Consider the following 17581-nt stretch of genomic DNA (forward strand, 5'->3'; position numbering starts at 1 on the left):
GCCAGCCGAGCAATGGCTAGCTCAGAAAGGTGGGTGTCCTAGATTTTCCTAGATGTAGATAGACCTGGACAGCTATCTGGAACACTACAACACCCAACGGCCACATCAAGGCCGGATGATGGAGGGGCAGACCCCCTACAGCATGTTTCAAGAAGAGTCTGAAATTGATACCGAAGGAAGTGCGCACTAAAGTAGCGTAAACAAGACACCGGCTTGAGGCCGGTGTCTTGTGATAACTCGAACTGTACAGAAAAACCTTGTTAAGGGGATTTTAACATTTAACTAAAATGAGAGTTGACTTAGTAGTGTTATTGACTGATAAAAGAGAGGAATTCCTTCATTTTACTATCTCTCACCCCATCATTAAGGAATTTTCTAACACTCGGTTTAAACGAATCATTAATTTCATAAAATGTACCCACTTCTTTTTCTGCCTTTATTCTAAGATAAGAATTTGCTATTAACCTATTTAGGTTTTTCTGTCTTAGTCCATTGAAATGATTTGAAAAGTTAATGTGAACAAGATTGTTTTCTCTAAATCTATTTCTATAGAAAGAGGATAGGAATTTATCAGTCTCAGCTAGTAAAAGGTCATCGTTTTTCCTAGAAATACTATTTAGCATCTCAAAGGAATTTTCAAGATCACCCATAATACATGTATTTTTATCTATCTTTGCTTTAAGAAAATCAGAGCCAGGTATCTTGTCATTATGGCAGTTAGAAAACTCACTATAAATAAAATTTGACTCTTCAAAGTTTGACTCTAGAAATCTTGGGTAGTTTTTAAATTTGCTATCTGAAATATTTAGTTTAGAGAAGTTAAAAGGTGGGAGATCCCCTTTGATATAAAGGCCATTTATGTTGTTTGAGCTTTCAGCACCATATATATAGCGAATGTCTTGGCTAAACTCATCTCTTTTGGAAGCCTTTATATGATGGCACATGAGAATTAAGTTTTCTATAGATGAAATTATTCTCTCGAAATGGACTTTGCTTTCTTTTGTATCATTCTGAGTAATGCCTTTTTCATTTATACGCAGAGTAGAGATTATCTCTTTGGCAATATCGATAAAATTTTGCGCTCTGCTTGAATAAAATTTAATCAGGTCGCGAAACTCGTAAGAATCTTTATTTGCTTTGGATAGGATAATTGGTAATTCTGAGCTTTTTCTATTGCTTTCCAATAGTTCAAATAATGAAAGGCTATTGAAATAAGAGTGTAAGAAGTCATATTTATATTTAATGGTATCACCACTGACTACTAGTAGTGGATTTTTCTTGATACACTCATATATATGTTTACCCTGTCTATCATACATGAGAGTCGAGGTCTCTTCGACATTTTTCATGGTCCATGACTCACCAAAATCTTGATTCAACATTTTGAATAGATCAATCATCTCTATATATGAAATGGAGAAACGATGCCGCTTTTTTTCCCTTTCAAATATAGCTGCAATCAGATGATCGTTAAGACTATTTAATGAGTAATATGGTAGAGGTTCTTGATTTAATAAAATATCTATATTTTCTCCACCACCATTCATATTGTCTTCATAAATGGTTGATAATACATCAACAAAAAATGGAATAACTCGATTGCCACCTGATAAAGCGCACGTTTCTATTAACTTTATTATTTTGGGGATGACGTCATCTTTATTAATGTAGTCATTGAATCGTCTATTAAGATATCTTTGACATTTGTCAATGTCAAAACCAAGTAGTTTATATTTCTTTATATTGTAGTTAGATAGAATATCTTCGGATAGAAAAGAGCTTTCCCTTGACGTGAGTAATATTCTTGTTGCACCTAATTCGTTATATAATTTGTTTATAGATTTAAAAAATTCTAAAACATTAAATTTATCACCAAATAATGAGGATAGTTCATCTAGCCCATCAATTATAATTATAATATTTCCGGTTAAAATGGATAACTCAAAAGTGTTCTTATCAAATATATGACTATGACCTAAGTATTTAGCTTGAAGTTCATAAATGTCATATATGCTATTTATTGATGCTGTAGTAATATTGTTTTTCTCAAGGTGCTTTCTTATGTCTTCAGATCTTATAAAGACGGTTACATGCTTCGATACATCCTCAGTGATAAGCATGTTAGCCAACGCTAGGCATAACGATGTTTTACCGATGCCGCCACTTCCTATAATGATGCTAGCGCTGAATTCAGATTGTGATATTAGTTCATTTTTAAGATATTTCACTGCAGTGTCAGATACTTTGTCCCCTCTATATATAATATCTTGATTTGTATAAAACTCGATTATGTCGGGAGCCTCTGCCTGCTTAAATTCAGAGTCTATACAGAAATTCCAAATATATTTATCATAAGTCATTTCAGTGGAAGAAAACTTTGGGTACCCCCTTTGAGATAACACATCATAAAGAGTTGTTGTATTTCTACCTTTTTCTCTTGGTCTTAATATCGTTACATCATCTACAGTTATATTTCTATTTATTATTTCATCTGCAATTCTATTTATTGTGTGACTGATAATTATGTTGTGGTGAAGTGCCACAACATATGAATTTTCTGATGTAGGTGTTTTTGTTTTCCACATTTCAAATTTAATCTTGTTTGTACCGGAATGGTCCGTTCCTTCTTGTAGGTTAATAATTGGAACTCTATTTTTAGATGCCATACCTATAATATCAGATGCCTTGGTTAGCTCATATGAGCGTTTAATCATAGGGAGAGGCGTTTTTGAGGGTCTTTCGAATAAATTTCTGCCATCTATATGAGACAATAGGTCTTTTATGTTTTCAGGAAAATCAATGTTTTTGGTAAAGTCTATATATAAGTTACCAGCTAAATATCTTGGTGAAGAGTCATCCTCACGTTTGATTTGAATGAGTTTTGTTTTTCCGTTTTCTTGTAGGTTTCTCCAATGCTCAGCAGTAGATAAGAAAGTTTCTATACCAACGCCACCACTTCTATTATCTGCTTTTTCTTTATATTTTTTGGTAGTAACAACTAATATTATATCAGCATCAAAAACTCCTTTTTCCATATAAAGGTTTTTATCTATAAAAGAATCAAGATCATATCCATCCCAAATTACATGGATAGATTGATATTGCTCCAGAGTATCTGCAAGATTTTTGACCCATAAACGATGTTCTTCACTATCCCAACTGTAAGAAATGAAAATTTTTTTCATGAAAGTGGCTTTGATGTAAATGAATTAAGTCAATTGATAGCCATTGTCAGAATAAGCCAACGCTACCGCCCCTGGATTACAGCTTCCAATGCGCTTCATCGACCAGCGGGAGGGGTCCGGATGGTGCTGTAGGCGCCGAATGACCAGCATATCCGCAAGCCTCATATGCAAACCAGTCAGAAGATGACGTACTATCAGGAAGATCTGCGTTTTATGCGCTAGCTCACCAATTGGTGTCTAAGCCGGATAGAGGGGTAGACCAGTAATCGCTGGCGGCGGGTTGTTATCTCGACCATCAAGTAACCAGGTGACTGCCAATAAAATCCCCCTTGATGGGGGATTTTATTGCTCATGATTGGCGTCTGTACAATCAGTTCAACCTATTCAATAGGCCTGCAAGGCAGAAGGCGTTGCCACACTTTCCAACCAATCTCGCCAACCCATATTTGCACCCAGCCAAGGGCCATCAGCCCCCAGCCTCTGGCGGGCTGTGCTCCGGCGCCGCGCTCAACAGATCTTGCCCCTCGTCCTGGCTTAGCACCAGATAGCGTTCGTACTGGCGCAAGACGTCTGCACTCAGCTCGTCCCGGGTCAGGTACTGGATGTCGTAACCGGCGCGGCCATCGGCGAAGAAGGTCATGGGCTCGAAGATGCGGGCGTCCGGGTCGTGGTTGTGGGTCGCCTCCAGCGGGTTGAAGGCGGGGGCGGGTCTGGATTCGATGCGCACCCCGTAACCGAAGTCGCGTCGTCCCTCCTGGGGTACCAGCAGCAGGCACTGATCCGGGTCGCTCTGCTCGACCCGGCTGGTGAGGCCGCGGGCCTCAAACTCGCGGCACAGGGCGGTTAGGGCGGGCAGGGCGGTTTCGCCGAGGAACCGGCGGGCATCCTCCTCGTGGGAGGGGCTTAGCAGGTGATCCATGCGGGTGCGCCACTGCTTGCCATTCCAGAAATCAGTGGCGGGGGAGAGACGCCGCGCCGAGTGCTCCTTGTCCGCAATCAGGCCGCGCACCAGGCCGAGACAGAGCAGCACCATGATGAAGGCGAACGGCAGGGCGGCGATGAGGGTCATGGATTGCAGGGCTGCCAGCCCCCCCGTACTCATCAGGGTGCCGGCGGTGATCCCGAGCAGCAGGGCCCAGAACAGGCGCTGCCAGATGGGGGAGTGTTCCTTGCCCTGGGTGGCGATGTTGTCGATGACAAAGGCCCCCGAGTCGGCGGAGGTGACGAAGAAGACGCTGATGAGGATCACCGCCAGCGCCGAGGTGATGTCGGCCCCCGGCAAGAGGTCAAAGAAGTTGAACAGCAGGGTGTCGATGTTGCCGACCGAGTCGATTAGCGTCTGGCCCCCTTCGTGCTGGCTGGCCCAGATGGCCGCGTTGCCAAACACCGTCATCCACAGCAGGTTGAAGGCGGTGGGGACGAACAGCACACCGAGGATGAACTCACGCAGGGTGCGGCCACGGGAGATGCGGGCGATGAAGAGGCCGACGAAGGGGGACCAGGAGATCCACCAGGCCCAGTAGAGCAGGGTCCAGTTGCCAAACCAGCCCGCCTGGCGGGTCTCGCTGTAGGTGAAGGTGCGAAAGGTGAGCTGGGTGAGAGACGAGACATAGTTGCCTATGTTCTCACTGAGGGCCCCCAGCAGGTATTGGGTGGGGCCGGCCAGCAGCACGAACAGCAATAGCACTATGGCGAGGAAGAGGTTGAGCTCTGAGAGGCGCTTGACCCCCTTATCGAGACCGGTGACCGCAGACAAACCCGCCAGGCCGACCACGACCCCGATCAGGGTGAAGCGAAACAGCTCCCCCGAGGTGTCGAGCCCGGTGAGCCTTGTGATCCCCGCCGACAGTTGCAGCACACCATAGCCCAAGGTCGTGGCGATGCCGAAGATGGTGCCCACCAGGGCGAACACATCCACGGCGTGGCCGAGTGGCCCGTGGATCCGCTCCTTGAAGATGGGATAGAGGCCGGAGCGGATGGTCAGCGGCAGGTTATAGCGAAAGCCGAAATAGGCCAGCACCAGGCCGACGATGGCGTAGATGGCCCAGGCGTGAAAGCCCCAGTGAAAGAAGGTGGTGACCATGGCCTCGCGGGCGGCAACCTGCGTGAGGGGCGCCGCCTGGGGCGGGGAGACGAAGTGGGTCATGGGCTCGCCCACCCCGAAGTACATGAGCCCTATCCCCATGCCGGCGGCAAACAGCATGGCGAGCCAGGAGGTGAAACTGAACTCGGGCCGGGCGTCATCCGGGCCCAGGCGAATGCTGCCATAGCTGCTAAACGCCAGCACCAGTAGCAGGATCAGGAACATGCCGACCACCAGCACGTAGAACCAGCTGAAGTGTTCCGTGATCCAGCTCTGGCCTGCGCCAAAGAAGCGGGCGGCGGCCTCCGGTGCCAGAGAGCAGATGGCCAGCAAGGCCGCGATAAACAGCAGGCTCGGGATCACGATGGGCAGGGAGAGGGTGCTGCGAGGCGGGCGGGATGCGTTCATAGGGCACCTTAGAGTGGAGATTCCAGCTACTAGTTAAGTGGGTTTGGGCCTAAAAGACAGGGGAGGGGGCATTTTGTTCAACCCCTTGGCGGCACTTTCGCCAGTGCCTGACAGCCCGTGACGGATGAGTTGGGCTCAATGGCAAAGAGCTAGGCTGATGGGGGCGGTCACCTTGGTGGCCCTTCGGCGGGAGGACTATAGTGCAAGCGGAAGAGGGAGACGGCTGAGCCCGTGCCCTCGTTGCCAGAACCGCAATCGAATCAAGAATGAGGGCTTGTCATATGAAAGGTATTGCCATCCTGATGACGGTGTTTTTGATGGGAATGGGGGTCGCCCACAGCGCCACGCCGACGGTGCAGGGCGTGAGCTCGGCGGCAGAGCAGGCGTGCGAGGCGCAAGCGGCGGCCAAGAAGCTGGCGGGCGCGGCCAAGACCAGTTTTATCGGCAAGTGCGTCAAGACGGCCCCTGCCGCCGATGGGGCTAGCGCCAAGGCAACTCAGTGCGAGAAGGCGGCCGCCGACAAGAAGCTGGCGGGAGCGGCCAAGAACAGCTTTATCCAAAAATGCGTGAAGACGGACGCGGCCACCGACAAGGCGAGCCAGTGTGAGAAGGCGGCGGCTGACAAGAAGCTGGCGGGAGCCGCCAAAAACAGCTTTATCCAAAAATGCGTCAAGACCGCTTGAGGCCAGGTACAGCGCCGCGAGGCACGTGAGTAAGCGCTTCCTGGTGGGGTGACAAGAGTGGAAGGGGGACTCTCTTTCCCGGACATAGAGCGAGGGGCCAGAGGCCCCTTTTTCTATTGCCTCTGCAGGAGTATTCATCCATCTGTCGGTCTATTGATGGAGTATTTCACTGCTTAGTTGATTCTGGTGGCATGTGTGGTGAGTTTTAATCGCTAAATACAGCGTTAAATGCCGTTTCCATTACGCTGATTATCCTTCCCCGACCCTCTCCCGAGACGTGCTGCACCTTGTCCATTTTTCCTGTCTAAATATTTGTCTTATATAACAGCTGGTTAACGGTATCTCACCTTGCCAGATGCCATCAAGGCTATCTTTTGATGAAATCTTTTCCTCCCTGGTCCGGTTTTATTGCAGGTAGCCGGATGCCATGGCCCCGGCAACACATTCACACCGCAGAGATCAGCCGTCAGGCTCAACAACAAGGAATATGCATATGAACGTGAAAAAAAGCACCGCCATCACCTGCGCCATGACGGGTCTGCTGGCCCTGGGCGCCCAGATGGTAGCCGCGCCGGCCATGGCTGCCGAGGAGAAGGAGAAGTGCTACGGGGTGGTGAAGGCGGGCAAGAACGACTGCGCCACCAAGACGGCCTCCTGCGCCGGCACCGCCAAGATGGATGCCCAGGGCGATGCCTTCGTGGTGGTGCCAAAGGGTCTGTGCGAGAAGCTGGCGGGCGGTTCCCTGCAACCGAAATAAGCCCGCAGCCAGGGTGCGGTACTCGCCGCGCCCTGGCCATTTTACAAGAGATCCCACCATGAACCCCTTGATCGGTATCGGTTTACGCTCCCCTCACTACGACGATATTCGCCAGCAGCGGCCGGCCCTTGGCTGGCTGGAGGTGCACAGCGAGAACTACTTCGAGCGCCACAGTCTTGGCTTCGAGGTGCTGGCGGAGCTTGCCGGCCACTACCCCATCAGCTTGCACGGGGTCGGCATGTCGCTCGGCTCCGCCGATCCTCTGGATCTCGCCCATCTGCGCCAGCTGACGGCCCTGGTAGACACTATCCGGCCGGTGCGGGTCTCCGAGCACCTGAGCTGGGGCAGTATCGGCGGGCGCTACTTCAACGATCTGCTGCCGGTCCCCTACACCCAGGCGGCGCTGGCCCAGATGAGCGACAAGATAGACAGGGTGCAGCAGACTCTGGGGCGCCAACTGCTTATCGAAAACCCTTCTTCCTATCTTCAACTGCCCGGCGAGATGAGCGAATGGGCGTTTTTGGCCGAACTTGCCCAACGCAGCGGCTGCGGCATCCTGCTCGATCTCAACAATCTGCATGTCAGCGCCTTCAACCACGGCTTTGACTGCGCCGACTATCTCTCGGCCATCGATCTTGGCCGGGTGGGGGAAATTCACCTCGCCGGTTACACCGACCAGGCCCTGCCCGAGGGGCATCTCTATATCGACACTCACAGCGCCCCCGTGGCCGAGCCTGTGTGGGAACTCTATCGCCAGATCTGCGGGCAGCGCGCCATCCCCACCCTGATCGAGTGGGATCTGGAGATACCGCCACTGCCGGTACTGCTGGGGGAGGCACAAGTTGCCAGCGAGATCCTGAGCGCCGCCCAGGCGTCCCATTGCCTCGCCGGACGGGAGGCACAGCATGTCTGAACGGATTTCACTATCTGGACTGGCTCCTGGACGGATGACTGCACCTGAACGGGCCCAGGTTCCGGATCTGCGCCAGTTGCAACATGTGCAGCAGGCGTTCGCCGAGGGGCTGCTCGGTGACGAGGTCGCTGTCCTGCCACTGATTGCACCGGCCACTCTGCCCGCCGGCGCCCTGCTGCAGGTCTATCGCAACAACTTCGTGCTGGGCCTGAGCGAGGTGCTGGCCAGCAGCTATCCCGCGGTCAAGGCCATGGTGGGGGAGGATTTCTTTGCCGCCGCCGCCCGCGGCTTCGTGCTGGCCGAGCCCCTGCGCGAAGGCGCTGTGATGCACTATGGCGAGGGCTTTGGCGACTGGCTCGCCAGCTTGCCGACCACGGCCGAGCTGCCCTGGCTGGGGGATCTGGCCCGCTTCGAATGGGCGCTGGAGCGAGTCGCCCTGCTGCCCCTGGAGGCGCGCCGCTGGCCGGCAGAGCGTCTGGCCGCCGTCCCTCCAGATCGCTGGGAGCAGCTGGTGCTGCAACCGGCCAGCGACATCCTGCTGTTTGAGAGCCCCTATCCGGTGCTGGCGCTGTGGCAGATGGCCCTGCACGGCGGCGCCACCGTCACCGAGCTGGCCCCCTGCTGGCTGGTGTTAAAGAAATCGCCGGATCACAGGGCCTCGCCTATCGGGCTCCCGGCGCCAGCCTGGCAACTGCTGCAAGGCTGCCAGCAAGGCCAGCCCCTGGCCCAACTGCTGGGAGAAGCCTCGGCCATGGCCGAGCAGCTGCCCTCCCTTATCACCCTCGATCTGCTGGTCGATCTGGAGTTTGCCCATGACTGAACATATCTCATCAAGGCCCCTCTGCCTGTGGGCCGAGCGCGCCCAGCCCTGGCTGGTCGGCGCCGTCTTGCTGCTCGCCCGGCTCTGGGTTGCCTCCGTCTTCCTGCGCTCGGGTTGGCTCAAGCTGAGTGCCTGGGATTCCACCCTCTATCTGTTCGAGTTCGAGTATCAAGTGCCCCTGCTGCCCTGGCAGTGGGCGGCCTATGTGGGCACGGCCACCGAGCTGCTGCTGCCGCTCTTGCTGCTGGCGGGGCTCTTCACCCGCCCGGTCGCCGCCCTGCTGTTTGGCTTCAACATCATGGCGGTCATCTCCTACCCGACCCTGTGGGCGGGGGGCTTTTACGATCACCAGCTGTGGGGCTGGATGCTGCTGACCCTGGCGGTGTGGGGGGCGGGCCCCTTGTCACTGGATCACTGGCGCCTTGCCAGGGGGCGGCGAGCCCCTTAACGTGGGTGTCAATGGGAGGGCCTGCGGGCCCTCTTTTGATGACCCATCAGGGCTGGGCCGTGGGCAGATATAGTGCCCCGGCTATGACCTGCAAGGAGAAAACATGCTGATCCGTGAGGCGCTGGCCGCCGATATTCCTGCTCTGGTAGCGCTTCGTATGCAATTGTTCTGCGAAGTGGGAGAGCTGGCCACCTCAGAGGCTGACCCGGCCCTCTGGCAGGCAACCCGGGACTATTTCACCCAGTCGATGCAAGAGGGCAGCGCCCGCTCCTGGGTGGTGGAGGTCGATAATGCGTTGGTGGCTTGCGGCACCCTGGCGCTGTTCGTGCGCCCGCCCTATCCCGGCAACCTGGCAGGGCGGGAAGCCTATGTGCTCAACATGTATATCCGGCCCGCCTGGCGCAGGCGGGGCCTGGCCGGCGGTCTGCTCGATGCCATGCTGGCCCATGCCCGCGAACAGCGGCTCGGCAAGCTGTGGCTGCATGCCAGCGACGAGGGGCGCCCCCTCTATGAGCGGCTCGGCTTTTTGGGCAATCCAGCCTGTCTGGAGCTATCTCTTTCGACCTGATCCCGGCCCCTGTCGATACCGGCCATAAAACCTCGCCGGCCTGTGATCCCGAATCGATCGTTTTACGTACTGTGGCCCTTGGCGGCGCTGCCGCTTTTCTCTACACTGCGCGCCCCGCAGGATCGAATGGATTGTGCGTGCGCTATCAGCCCGTTGGGGCGAGGCGGCGACGAGTGGCCTTGGTCCCGGATCATCAGACAGGCAGGAATACCATGTTCAATAACAAAGTGAAGGCGCAGCTGCTGGCATGCCAGGCTGAGCTCGACGAGCAGCAGGGCATAGTCGATGCGCTCAAGGGGGGCGTCGCCACCGTCATCTTCTCTCCACAAGGGGAGATCCTGGAGGCCAATCCGGCCTTTGCCAGCCTGGTGGGGTATGGGGCAGGTGAGCTGGTGGGACAGGATCACCGCCTGCTCTGCCCAAGGGACTGGGCCCAGTCTCCCGCTTATCAGCAGTTCTGGGACAGGCTCAGGCAGGGGCAGGTGGAGTCCGGCCTGTTCGAGCGCGTCAACCAGCACGGTGAGACGCTCTGGCTGGCGGCGAGCTACTTCCCGGTGAAGCGGCAGGGCCGGGTGGTGCGGGTGATGAAGATAGCCTCCGATGCCACGGCCAGGGAGCAGCGACTGCAACGCCAGGAGGCCCTGGCCCAGTCGCTGGACAGATCCCAGGCGATGATAGAGTTCACTCCGAGTGGTGACATCCTCAGCGCCAATGCCAACTTCCTCGCCTGCATGGGCTACAGCCAGAGCCAGTTGCAGGGCAAGCATCACAAGATGTTCTGTGACGAGGCATTTTTGCGCGAGCAGCCCCACTTCTGGGAGGAGCTGGCCCGCGGTCAGTTCAAGTCCGGGCTCTTCATGCGCTACAACAGCCACGGCGAGGCCATCTGGCTGGAGGCGACCTATAACCCGATCCGGGATGGGAGCGGCAAGGTGGTCAGGGTGGTCAAGTTCGCCAGCGACATCACGGCGCGGATCCACCAGAACAATGCCACCCGGGATGCGGCCAGGCTCGCCCACAGCACGGCGCAGGAGACCCTGAGCAGTGCCGAGCAGGGCGCCAGTCTGCTGCGCGCCGCGGTGGACACCTCGTCCCTGATCGCGGCCCAGGTGGAGCAGACCACAGCCCTTATCGGTCAGCTCAACGAGCAGTCGAGACACATAGAGGCCATCGTCTCCACCATCAGCGCCATCGCCGATCAGACCAATCTGCTGGCCCTCAACGCGGCCATCGAAGCGGCGCGGGCGGGGGAGCAGGGACGCGGCTTTGCGGTGGTGGCGGACGAGGTGCGCCAGCTGGCGGCTCGCACTTCGCTGTCCACCAGCGAGATTGCCAAGGTGGTGCAGAAGAACCGGGAGCTGACTGCCCAGGTGACCGGTGACATGGCCGGGGTGGCCGGCAGCGCGGAACTCGGCAAGGAGCAGATTGCCAAGGTCAGTCAGGTGATGGTGGAGATCCGCCAGGAGGCGAACCGGGTATCGGAAACCGTCTCCAACCTCTCCATCTGAGGACGGGGATCCTGCGACGGCATCTGGCGAGACTGCCAAAAGTGTGAGCGGTTGAACGCCCAATCTGAATCCGGCCTGTATGACCCCTTGCTTGTGAATTGTTCCGCCCTGCCGCCTTGATTAGTCTGCCGGCTCATTTTTCATTGAGCGGGTAGAGAAGATGGCAGTTGGACAGAAAGGCAGGGCCGCGGCCCTGTTGCTGGGGTTGGTGGCGAGTCTTGGCTTGAGCGGTTGCATGGGGTCGATGGGGCTCTCCGCCATGTTGACCAAGGGCAACCTGAGCGTGGTGGATAACCGTTATGGCCGCGCCGGGGTCTTCGTGCTGCTCTCCCCCGTCTATGGTCTGGCGGCGACCGCGGATCTGTTCGTGTTCAACACCATCGAGTTCTGGTCCGGCAAGAACCCCATCACCGGCAAGTCGCCGGCCTTGGTGGATCAGAAGGCGGATGCGGTGATCAAGGTCAACCAGCATCTGGATCCGGCGCTGAACAAGGTGCCGCTGGCCATGCTGCCCCAGGGCGTGCGGGAGGTGGAAGTCACTTATCCTGACGATCGCACCGCCCTGATGGAAATTCACTACCTGGATGGCCGCAGCAGCATGATGCGCGGTGAAAAGCGCGGCGAGCAGGTGGATCTCTATCTCGACGGCAAGCTGGTCTCGACCCTGACCGAGGCGCAGCTGGCGGAGATGAGCCAGGCGAAACGTACCCTGGCCTGAGGCCGCGGCCTGACAAGGCTGGCGTAACAATGCTTGTGAAAAAGCCCCGCTTCGGCGGGGCTTTTTTATGGGCGCCTGCTTTTTATGGGCAAGGGCCTCGGTGCGCTTCAGGGGCGCTGGGTCGGCTTGCCATAGGGTTGCAGCACCAGTCCGAGCAATCGGCTCAGTTGCCTGAGCTGATCCGTGAGCTGCACGTTGAGCCAGAGGTAGCCGCTGATGCTGGCCTCCTCGGCGCTCAGGCGCACCTGGGTGCTGGTCTCGTCCAGGCAGGCGATGGCGAACTCCAGCTCCCGCTGATCGCCGCTCTTGAGCATGAGGGCGAGCTGGATGATCACCGTCTCGGTCGCCTGCTGGCAGGCTCTCAGTTCTGGGGTGCTCTGCATCAGGAAGTGGCTGTGGCGATCGTTCCAGTAGGTGTTGGCCAGCATCTCCAGGGTGCAGAGGGTATTGCGCATGGTGGCCTGCACCGCCTCGAACAGGGGCGGGTTTAGGCGGGTCTCCTTGACCGCCGGGGCCAGCAGGGGGCGCAGGCTGACCATCTTGGCGAGCAGACGGGCGTGATTGCGGGTCAGCTTGGGGCGCTCCAGCACGTTGGGGGAGAGGTGGGTGTGATAGAGGCGCTGGGCCATCATCAGGGTGTCGTGCATCTGCAGCCGCCAGTGAATATAGGCCCGCTGGGGATAGATGCTGCAAAACAGCAGGGCCAGCAAGGAGCCCAGGATCACATCGCCGCTGCGCCACAGTGCCGTCTCTATGTCGCCGGGCTGGCCCCCCATGACGACCCCCAGGGTGATGCCGATGAGCAGCCCCACGTAGGGGCGCTTGCCGAGCGCCAGATAGCCGCACAGAAACATGATGGCGAAGCTCCAGGCCAGCATCAGCGGCATGGAGTAGAGCTCCAGATAGAGCGCCACCACGCCGCAAGCCGCACCGAAGATGGTGCCGACCACCCGCTGCAGGGCGCGGGAGAACACATTGCCCCAAAACGAGATGGGCCCCATCACCACCACCAGGGTAATGAGCGGCCAGGTGCTCTCCGGCAACTTGAGCTCCCGGGTCAGCAGGAAGGTGAGGGTGAAGGCCAGGGCGATGCGCAGGCCGTGTACCAGGCGATAGCGGCCATAGATCAACAGATCGAGTCGGGAGAGGGGAGCGTTCAGGCGCAAGGGCGTCGTCTCATGTCAGGTTGATAATCTCTTCACCAGTGCGCCCCGAGGGCACTCATCTTGCCAGCGGCCGCACCCAGACCCGCTCGCCGGGAGTGATGTCATGGGGCTGGGAGGGGCGCTCTATCAGGCAGTTGGTGACTTGCCCGCCTGCTCGCATCAGAGCATGGGCCGGGCCGACCTGCAAGATGCCGTTGGCATCCTGACTGAGATGACCGGGCAGCAGGGGCTCTGATCCCGCCAAGGGGATGCTTGTTATGGCCCGTGCGAGGAGGCGAAGGGGCATGTGATCCGCTTCTGGTGATTCTGGTCGGGAGGACTGTGCGGGGGACTCGGCCAGCCGGGCGCAGATAAAGTCGCAGAGGGCGGGCAGTGCCCCGAACTCGAAGCGGGGCAGGGGGGTCTCGTGAGGCTCATCGCTCACCAGGGCGATCACGTCTGGGTCGCTCGGGTACATCAGCGGCCGGCCGAGGGCGGCCCGGTGCAGCTCTATCTTGGGGAAGTGTTCGTGCTTGAACCCCTCGATGAGCAGCAGATCGAGCCGCGACCAGTCAAAACTTGCCAGCAGATCCGCGAACGACGGCTCCCCCTCCGGGGTCTCGCGGATGAGGGCGTGACGCAGGCTGGAGGCCGCCATCACCTGGCCGGCCCCCGCCTTGCGCAGGCGATAACTGTCCTTGCCCGGCTTGTCCATGTCGAACTGGTGGTGGGTGTGCTTGAGCACCCCGAGCCGCAGGCCGCGCCGGGTCAGTAGTGGAATGAGTTGCTCCAGCAAGGTGGTCTTGCCGGTGCCGCTCCAGGCCACGAAACCGAGCAGAGGAAGCGGGTTGTCCATCATGGGGTCTCCTCGCTCGCGCCCTGGCCGCTCGCCTGCAGCCGCGCCTCGTACTCTGTCAACTCGCTCGGGCTATTGAGGTTGATAAAGGCATCCGGTGCATCGGCAAAGTGCACCACCGCCATCCGGTGGCGGCCAAACCAGCAGGCTATCTTGCGCTCCCCCTCGGCCAGCGCATGGCGCAGGGAGGGGAGCAGGGATTTGTGCAGCAGGGCGACCACGGGTTGCAGATGGCTGCCGTCGTGGGCCACTACCAGTTCGGCGTCCGGCTCTGCTGCCAGGGCGGCGCGAAAGCGGTGCATCAGATCCAGCGGTAAGCCGGGACCGTCGCAGGGGACGAACAGTACCCAGTCGTGGCGGGCGGCCTTGAGCCCCGCCAGCATGCCGGCAAGGGGGCCCTGAAAATCGGCGAACTCGTCACAGATGACGGGGGCGAGATCGCGGTAGCGCCCCTCACTGCGATTGGCGTTGATCAGCACCTCGTCCACCTGGGGGCGCAGGCGCGCCAGCACGTGCTGTATGAGGGGCTGGCCCGCGAGGGGCACCCAGCCCTTGTCATCCCCTCCCATGCGGGTGGCGCGGCCGCCCGCCAGGATCACGGCTGAGACGGGGAAGTGGGTAGGAGGGGCTGTGTCTGGGGTCATGTTGCTCTATCAGGTTCGAGGAGAGGGATGCTGGCTTGCGGCGGGCATCATGGCCATTGATGGTGGCAAGGTGCCTGTGGCTGCCGGTCGCGACGTGTGCCGATCTTGCGTCAAGGGGGCCGGCAGGGCAATGGCCTTTATAGCCGGATGCCGCCTCTCTTGCGGTGATCCAGGTCAATCCGGGCTGCCTTGGGCCCTTTCATGGCAGGCAGTGCACCAAGCGCCGCTGGATGGACATGGGGAAAGGCGCCCTAGTCCGTCTCTTGTGCGGCCAGGATGTGCTCGATGCGGCTGTCCGGCACCAGCCAGATCAGGGCGGCCAGGACGTAGATGAACTGGGACAACCACTGGGCCCAGAAGGCGGCGACGATGGCGCTGAAATAGAGCAGGGGAGATATCTTGCCCTTCCAGTCGCTGCCAAGGGCCCGCTTGAGCAAGGAGTGCGGGCCCTGGGAGCGAATGATCAGCGTCTGCAGCAGGAAGTAGGCGATGGCGGCCATCAACAACACCACGCCATAGAGGGCGGTGGGCAGGCTGGCGAAGTGGTTCTCCCCCATCCAGCCGGTGGCAAAGGGGATCAGAGAGAGCCAGAACAGCAGGTGCAGGTTGGCCCACAGAATGGGCCCGGTGATCTGGCGGCAGGTGTGCAGCATGTGGTGATGATTGTTCCAGTAGATACCGAGGTAGATGAAGCTGAGCACATAGCTCAGAAACACCGGCAGCAGCGGGACCAGCGCCGGCCAGCTGGCGTCGTGAGGCACCTTGAGTTCCAACACCATGATGGTGATCAAGATGGCGATGACCCCATCGCTAAAGGCTTCCAGTCGAGTGCTTCCCATGATGAGCTCCCTTGAGATTTGATCTGCACGAGTCGATGAGCAGAGAAGCCCATGACGGCGGGATGGCAGACTGAGCTTAGTCGAGACCGGGATGCTGGCAGGCGGGGGAGTGAGGGGGCCGGGGTGAGCGACTTTATGCCCGGCCTCACAAAATCGGTAACCTAAACGTTATATGATTGATTTCATTATGTGTCTCGCTTCTTCGCCGCAATGGCACTTCCCACGTATCAAAGAGAACAACTATGGCTACCGGACAATATCTGCTGTGGAAAGACGCACAGGGAGAGGACTTTCGCCCCGTTGCACTGACAGGCACCGATCTGCTCAACGATCGCAACCTCAACAAGGGCACCGCCTTCACCGAACAGGAGCGGGCCGATTTTGAGCTCGACGGCCTGTTGCCGCCCCAGGTGCAGACCTTCGAGGCCCAGCTGGAGCGGGTCTATCAGGGCTTCCTGAGCGCCTGCAGCGACATGGAGAAGTACCAGAACCTGAGGGCGTTGCAGGATCGCAACGAGACCCTGTTCTACGCCCTGCTGTCGCGCCACGTGGAGGAGATGACCCCCGTCATCTACACCCCGACCGTGGGCAAGGCGTGCCAGGAGTTCAGCCACCGCTACCAGAAGGCGCGCGGCCTCTACATCACCCAGCACAACGTCGATGACATGGGCTCCCTGGCGCGGCACATGGATGCCAAGGCGGTACGCATCATAGTGGTCACCGACAGCCAGGGCATACTCGGCATCGGCGATCAGGGGGTGGGCGGCATGGGGATCCCCATCGGCAAGCTCTCCCTCTATACCCTGGCCGCCGGCATCCATCCCGCCTGCTGCCTGCCCATCGCCCTGGACGTGGGCACCGATAACCAGACCCTGCTGGACGATCCCATGTACCTGGGGCAGCCCCATAGGCGCATCCGCGGCAAGGAGTATGACGACTTCATCGACAAGTTCGTGGCCGGGGTCAAGCGCCACTTCCCGAACGCCGTGTTGCAGTGGGAAGATTTCAGCAAGTCCAACGCCTTCAACAACTTGTCTCGCTACCAGCAGGCCCTGCCGTCGTTCAACGATGACATCCAGGGCACGGGCGCCGTGGTGCTGGCGGGCATCATAGGGGCGGTCAAGTCCAAGCAGGAAACCCTGGGCCAGCAGAACTACCTGGTCTATGGCGCCGGTGCCGGCGGGGTCGGGGTGGCGGATCAGATCTGTGCCGGCATGATCCGCGAGGGCATGGATCCCCAGGCGGCGCGGGATCGCATCTACATCCTGGATACCCAGGGGCTGGTGTGTGACAACCGCGAAGGGCTGGACGAGTACAAGCGCCGCTACGCCAAGCCGGGCCTCTTGCTGGCCCAGTGGGACGTGCAGGGCAAGGCCGGGCTCACCGAGGTGCTGCGCCACGTACCCATTACCGTGCTGCTCGGCACCAGCGGTGCCGGCGGCGCCTTCAAGGAGGAGCATATCCAGCTGATGCTGGCCCACTGCGAGCATCCCATGGTGTTCCCGCTCTCCAACCCCACCGCCAACTGCGAGGCGCTGCCGGAGGATATCTACCGCTGGAGCCAGGGCCGCGCCATCGTCGCCACCGGCAGCCCGTTCAAGGACGTGCACCACGAGGGCCAGGATTACCGCATCGGTCAGGGCAACAACGTCTTCATCTTCCCGGGGGTGGGCCTGGCCGCCATCGTCAGCCAGATCCGCGAGATAAGCCCGGATATCTTCACCACGGCGGCCTTTGCCCTGGCGGAGTGCGTGAACGAGGCGGATCTGGCCCGTGGCACCGTCTATCCGCGCATCAGCGAGCTGCGCAACATCTCGGTGCACGTGGCGACCGCCGTGCTCAAAGACATAGTGCGCCGGGATCCATCCCACCCGCTGATCGGCCAGGATCTGCAGCAGCATATCCTGAGCCATATGTGGGAGCCTGTGTATCTACCCTATCGTAGGGTCTGAATGGCATACGATTGACTGCATTGGTGCACAAAAGCAGAGGGGATGGCATGGCCA

Annotated in this window: 15 protein-coding genes and 1 pseudogene; 10 read left to right on the forward strand and 6 right to left on the reverse strand. The window is 57.7% G+C overall.

Annotated elements, in window-relative coordinates:
- Window positions 1-61: 61 nt before the first annotated feature.
- Window positions 62-200, forward strand: a pseudogene (locus CUC44_RS12600) (IS481 family transposase); the annotation flags it as partial.
- 108 nt (window positions 201-308) lie between these two features.
- On the opposite strand, the gene CUC44_RS12605 reads toward CUC44_RS12600, so the two are convergent.
- Together CUC44_RS12605 and CUC44_RS12610 are read right to left on the reverse strand one after the other, a co-directional pair.
- Window positions 309-3185, reverse strand: coding sequence for a TIR domain-containing protein (locus CUC44_RS12605; RefSeq protein WP_100860274.1), 2877 nt, complete (start codon window positions 3183-3185; stop codon window positions 309-311).
- A gap of 466 nt (window positions 3186-3651) precedes the next feature.
- Window positions 3652-5676, reverse strand: a complete 2025-nt coding sequence (locus CUC44_RS12610; RefSeq protein ID WP_100860275.1) for a BCCT family transporter — start codon at window positions 5674-5676, stop codon at window positions 3652-3654.
- Window positions 5677-5999: 323 nt separating this feature from the next.
- Between CUC44_RS12610 and CUC44_RS12615 the strand changes: the two genes are divergently transcribed.
- The 8 genes from CUC44_RS12615 to CUC44_RS12650 all read left to right on the forward strand — a co-directional run bounded on the left by CUC44_RS12615 (window position 6000) and on the right by CUC44_RS12650 (window position 12091).
- Window positions 6000-6359 (forward strand): hypothetical protein, encoded by a 360-nt coding sequence (locus tag CUC44_RS12615; RefSeq protein ID WP_425266318.1) that lies wholly within the window; start codon window positions 6000-6002, stop codon window positions 6357-6359.
- A 493-nt stretch (window positions 6360-6852) separates the two neighbouring features.
- The gene (locus CUC44_RS12620) at window positions 6853-7116 is read left to right on the forward strand and encodes a BufA1 family periplasmic bufferin-type metallophore (RefSeq protein ID WP_100860277.1); all 264 of its coding nucleotides are present in this window, start codon (window positions 6853-6855) and stop codon (window positions 7114-7116) included.
- A gap of 58 nt (window positions 7117-7174) precedes the next feature.
- Window positions 7175-8029 carry an MNIO family bufferin maturase gene (bufB, locus tag CUC44_RS12625; RefSeq protein WP_100860278.1) on the forward strand — a complete coding sequence of 285 codons (855 nt, stop codon included), beginning with the start codon at window positions 7175-7177 and terminating at the stop codon, window positions 8027-8029.
- A gap of 67 nt (window positions 8030-8096) precedes the next feature.
- Window positions 8097-8849: an HvfC/BufC N-terminal domain-containing protein gene (locus tag CUC44_RS12630; protein ID WP_100860308.1), complete on the forward strand. Its 753-nt coding sequence runs from the start codon at window positions 8097-8099 to the stop codon at window positions 8847-8849.
- Entirely contained in the window at window positions 8842-9297 is a 456-nt protein-coding gene (locus CUC44_RS12635; RefSeq protein ID WP_100860279.1) for a DoxX family protein, read from the forward strand. Before CUC44_RS12630 ends, CUC44_RS12635 begins: the two co-directional genes overlap by 8 nt.
- Window positions 9298-9400: 103 nt before the next feature.
- Window positions 9401-9865 (forward strand): GNAT family N-acetyltransferase, encoded by a 465-nt coding sequence (locus tag CUC44_RS12640; protein ID WP_100860280.1) that lies wholly within the window; start codon window positions 9401-9403, stop codon window positions 9863-9865.
- A 212-nt stretch (window positions 9866-10077) separates the two neighbouring features.
- Window positions 10078-11373 (forward strand): methyl-accepting chemotaxis protein, encoded by a 1296-nt coding sequence (locus CUC44_RS21395; RefSeq protein ID WP_100860281.1) that lies wholly within the window; start codon window positions 10078-10080, stop codon window positions 11371-11373.
- 160 nt (window positions 11374-11533) lie between these two features.
- Window positions 11534-12091: a DUF3332 domain-containing protein gene (locus CUC44_RS12650; protein WP_100860282.1), complete on the forward strand. Its 558-nt coding sequence runs from the start codon at window positions 11534-11536 to the stop codon at window positions 12089-12091.
- A gap of 107 nt (window positions 12092-12198) precedes the next feature.
- Here CUC44_RS12650 and CUC44_RS12655 read toward each other — a convergent pair whose 3' ends face one another.
- The 4 genes from CUC44_RS12655 to CUC44_RS12670 all read right to left on the reverse strand — a co-directional run bounded on the left by CUC44_RS12655 (window position 12199) and on the right by CUC44_RS12670 (window position 15575).
- Window positions 12199-13257, reverse strand: a complete 1059-nt coding sequence (locus tag CUC44_RS12655) for an FUSC family protein (protein ID WP_100860283.1) — start codon at window positions 13255-13257, stop codon at window positions 12199-12201.
- A 55-nt stretch (window positions 13258-13312) separates the two neighbouring features.
- Entirely contained in the window at window positions 13313-14095 is a 783-nt protein-coding gene (mobB, locus tag CUC44_RS12660; RefSeq protein WP_100860284.1) for a molybdopterin-guanine dinucleotide biosynthesis protein B, read from the reverse strand.
- Window positions 14092-14736, reverse strand: coding sequence for a molybdenum cofactor guanylyltransferase MobA (mobA, locus tag CUC44_RS12665; RefSeq protein ID WP_100860285.1), 645 nt, complete (start codon window positions 14734-14736; stop codon window positions 14092-14094). The genes mobB and mobA overlap by 4 nt, the downstream gene beginning before the upstream one ends.
- A gap of 251 nt (window positions 14737-14987) precedes the next feature.
- Window positions 14988-15575, reverse strand: coding sequence for a TMEM175 family protein (locus tag CUC44_RS12670; RefSeq protein WP_100860286.1), 588 nt, complete (start codon window positions 15573-15575; stop codon window positions 14988-14990).
- Between the two features lie 242 nt (window positions 15576-15817).
- On the opposite strand from CUC44_RS12670, the gene CUC44_RS12675 reads away from it, so the two are divergent.
- Window positions 15818-17527: an NAD-dependent malic enzyme gene (locus CUC44_RS12675; RefSeq protein WP_100860287.1), complete on the forward strand. Its 1710-nt coding sequence runs from the start codon at window positions 15818-15820 to the stop codon at window positions 17525-17527.
- Window positions 17528-17581 lie beyond the last annotated feature (54 nt).

Source organism: Aeromonas lusitana (genome assembly GCF_002812985.1).
GTDB lineage: Bacteria > Pseudomonadota > Gammaproteobacteria > Enterobacterales > Aeromonadaceae > Aeromonas > Aeromonas lusitana.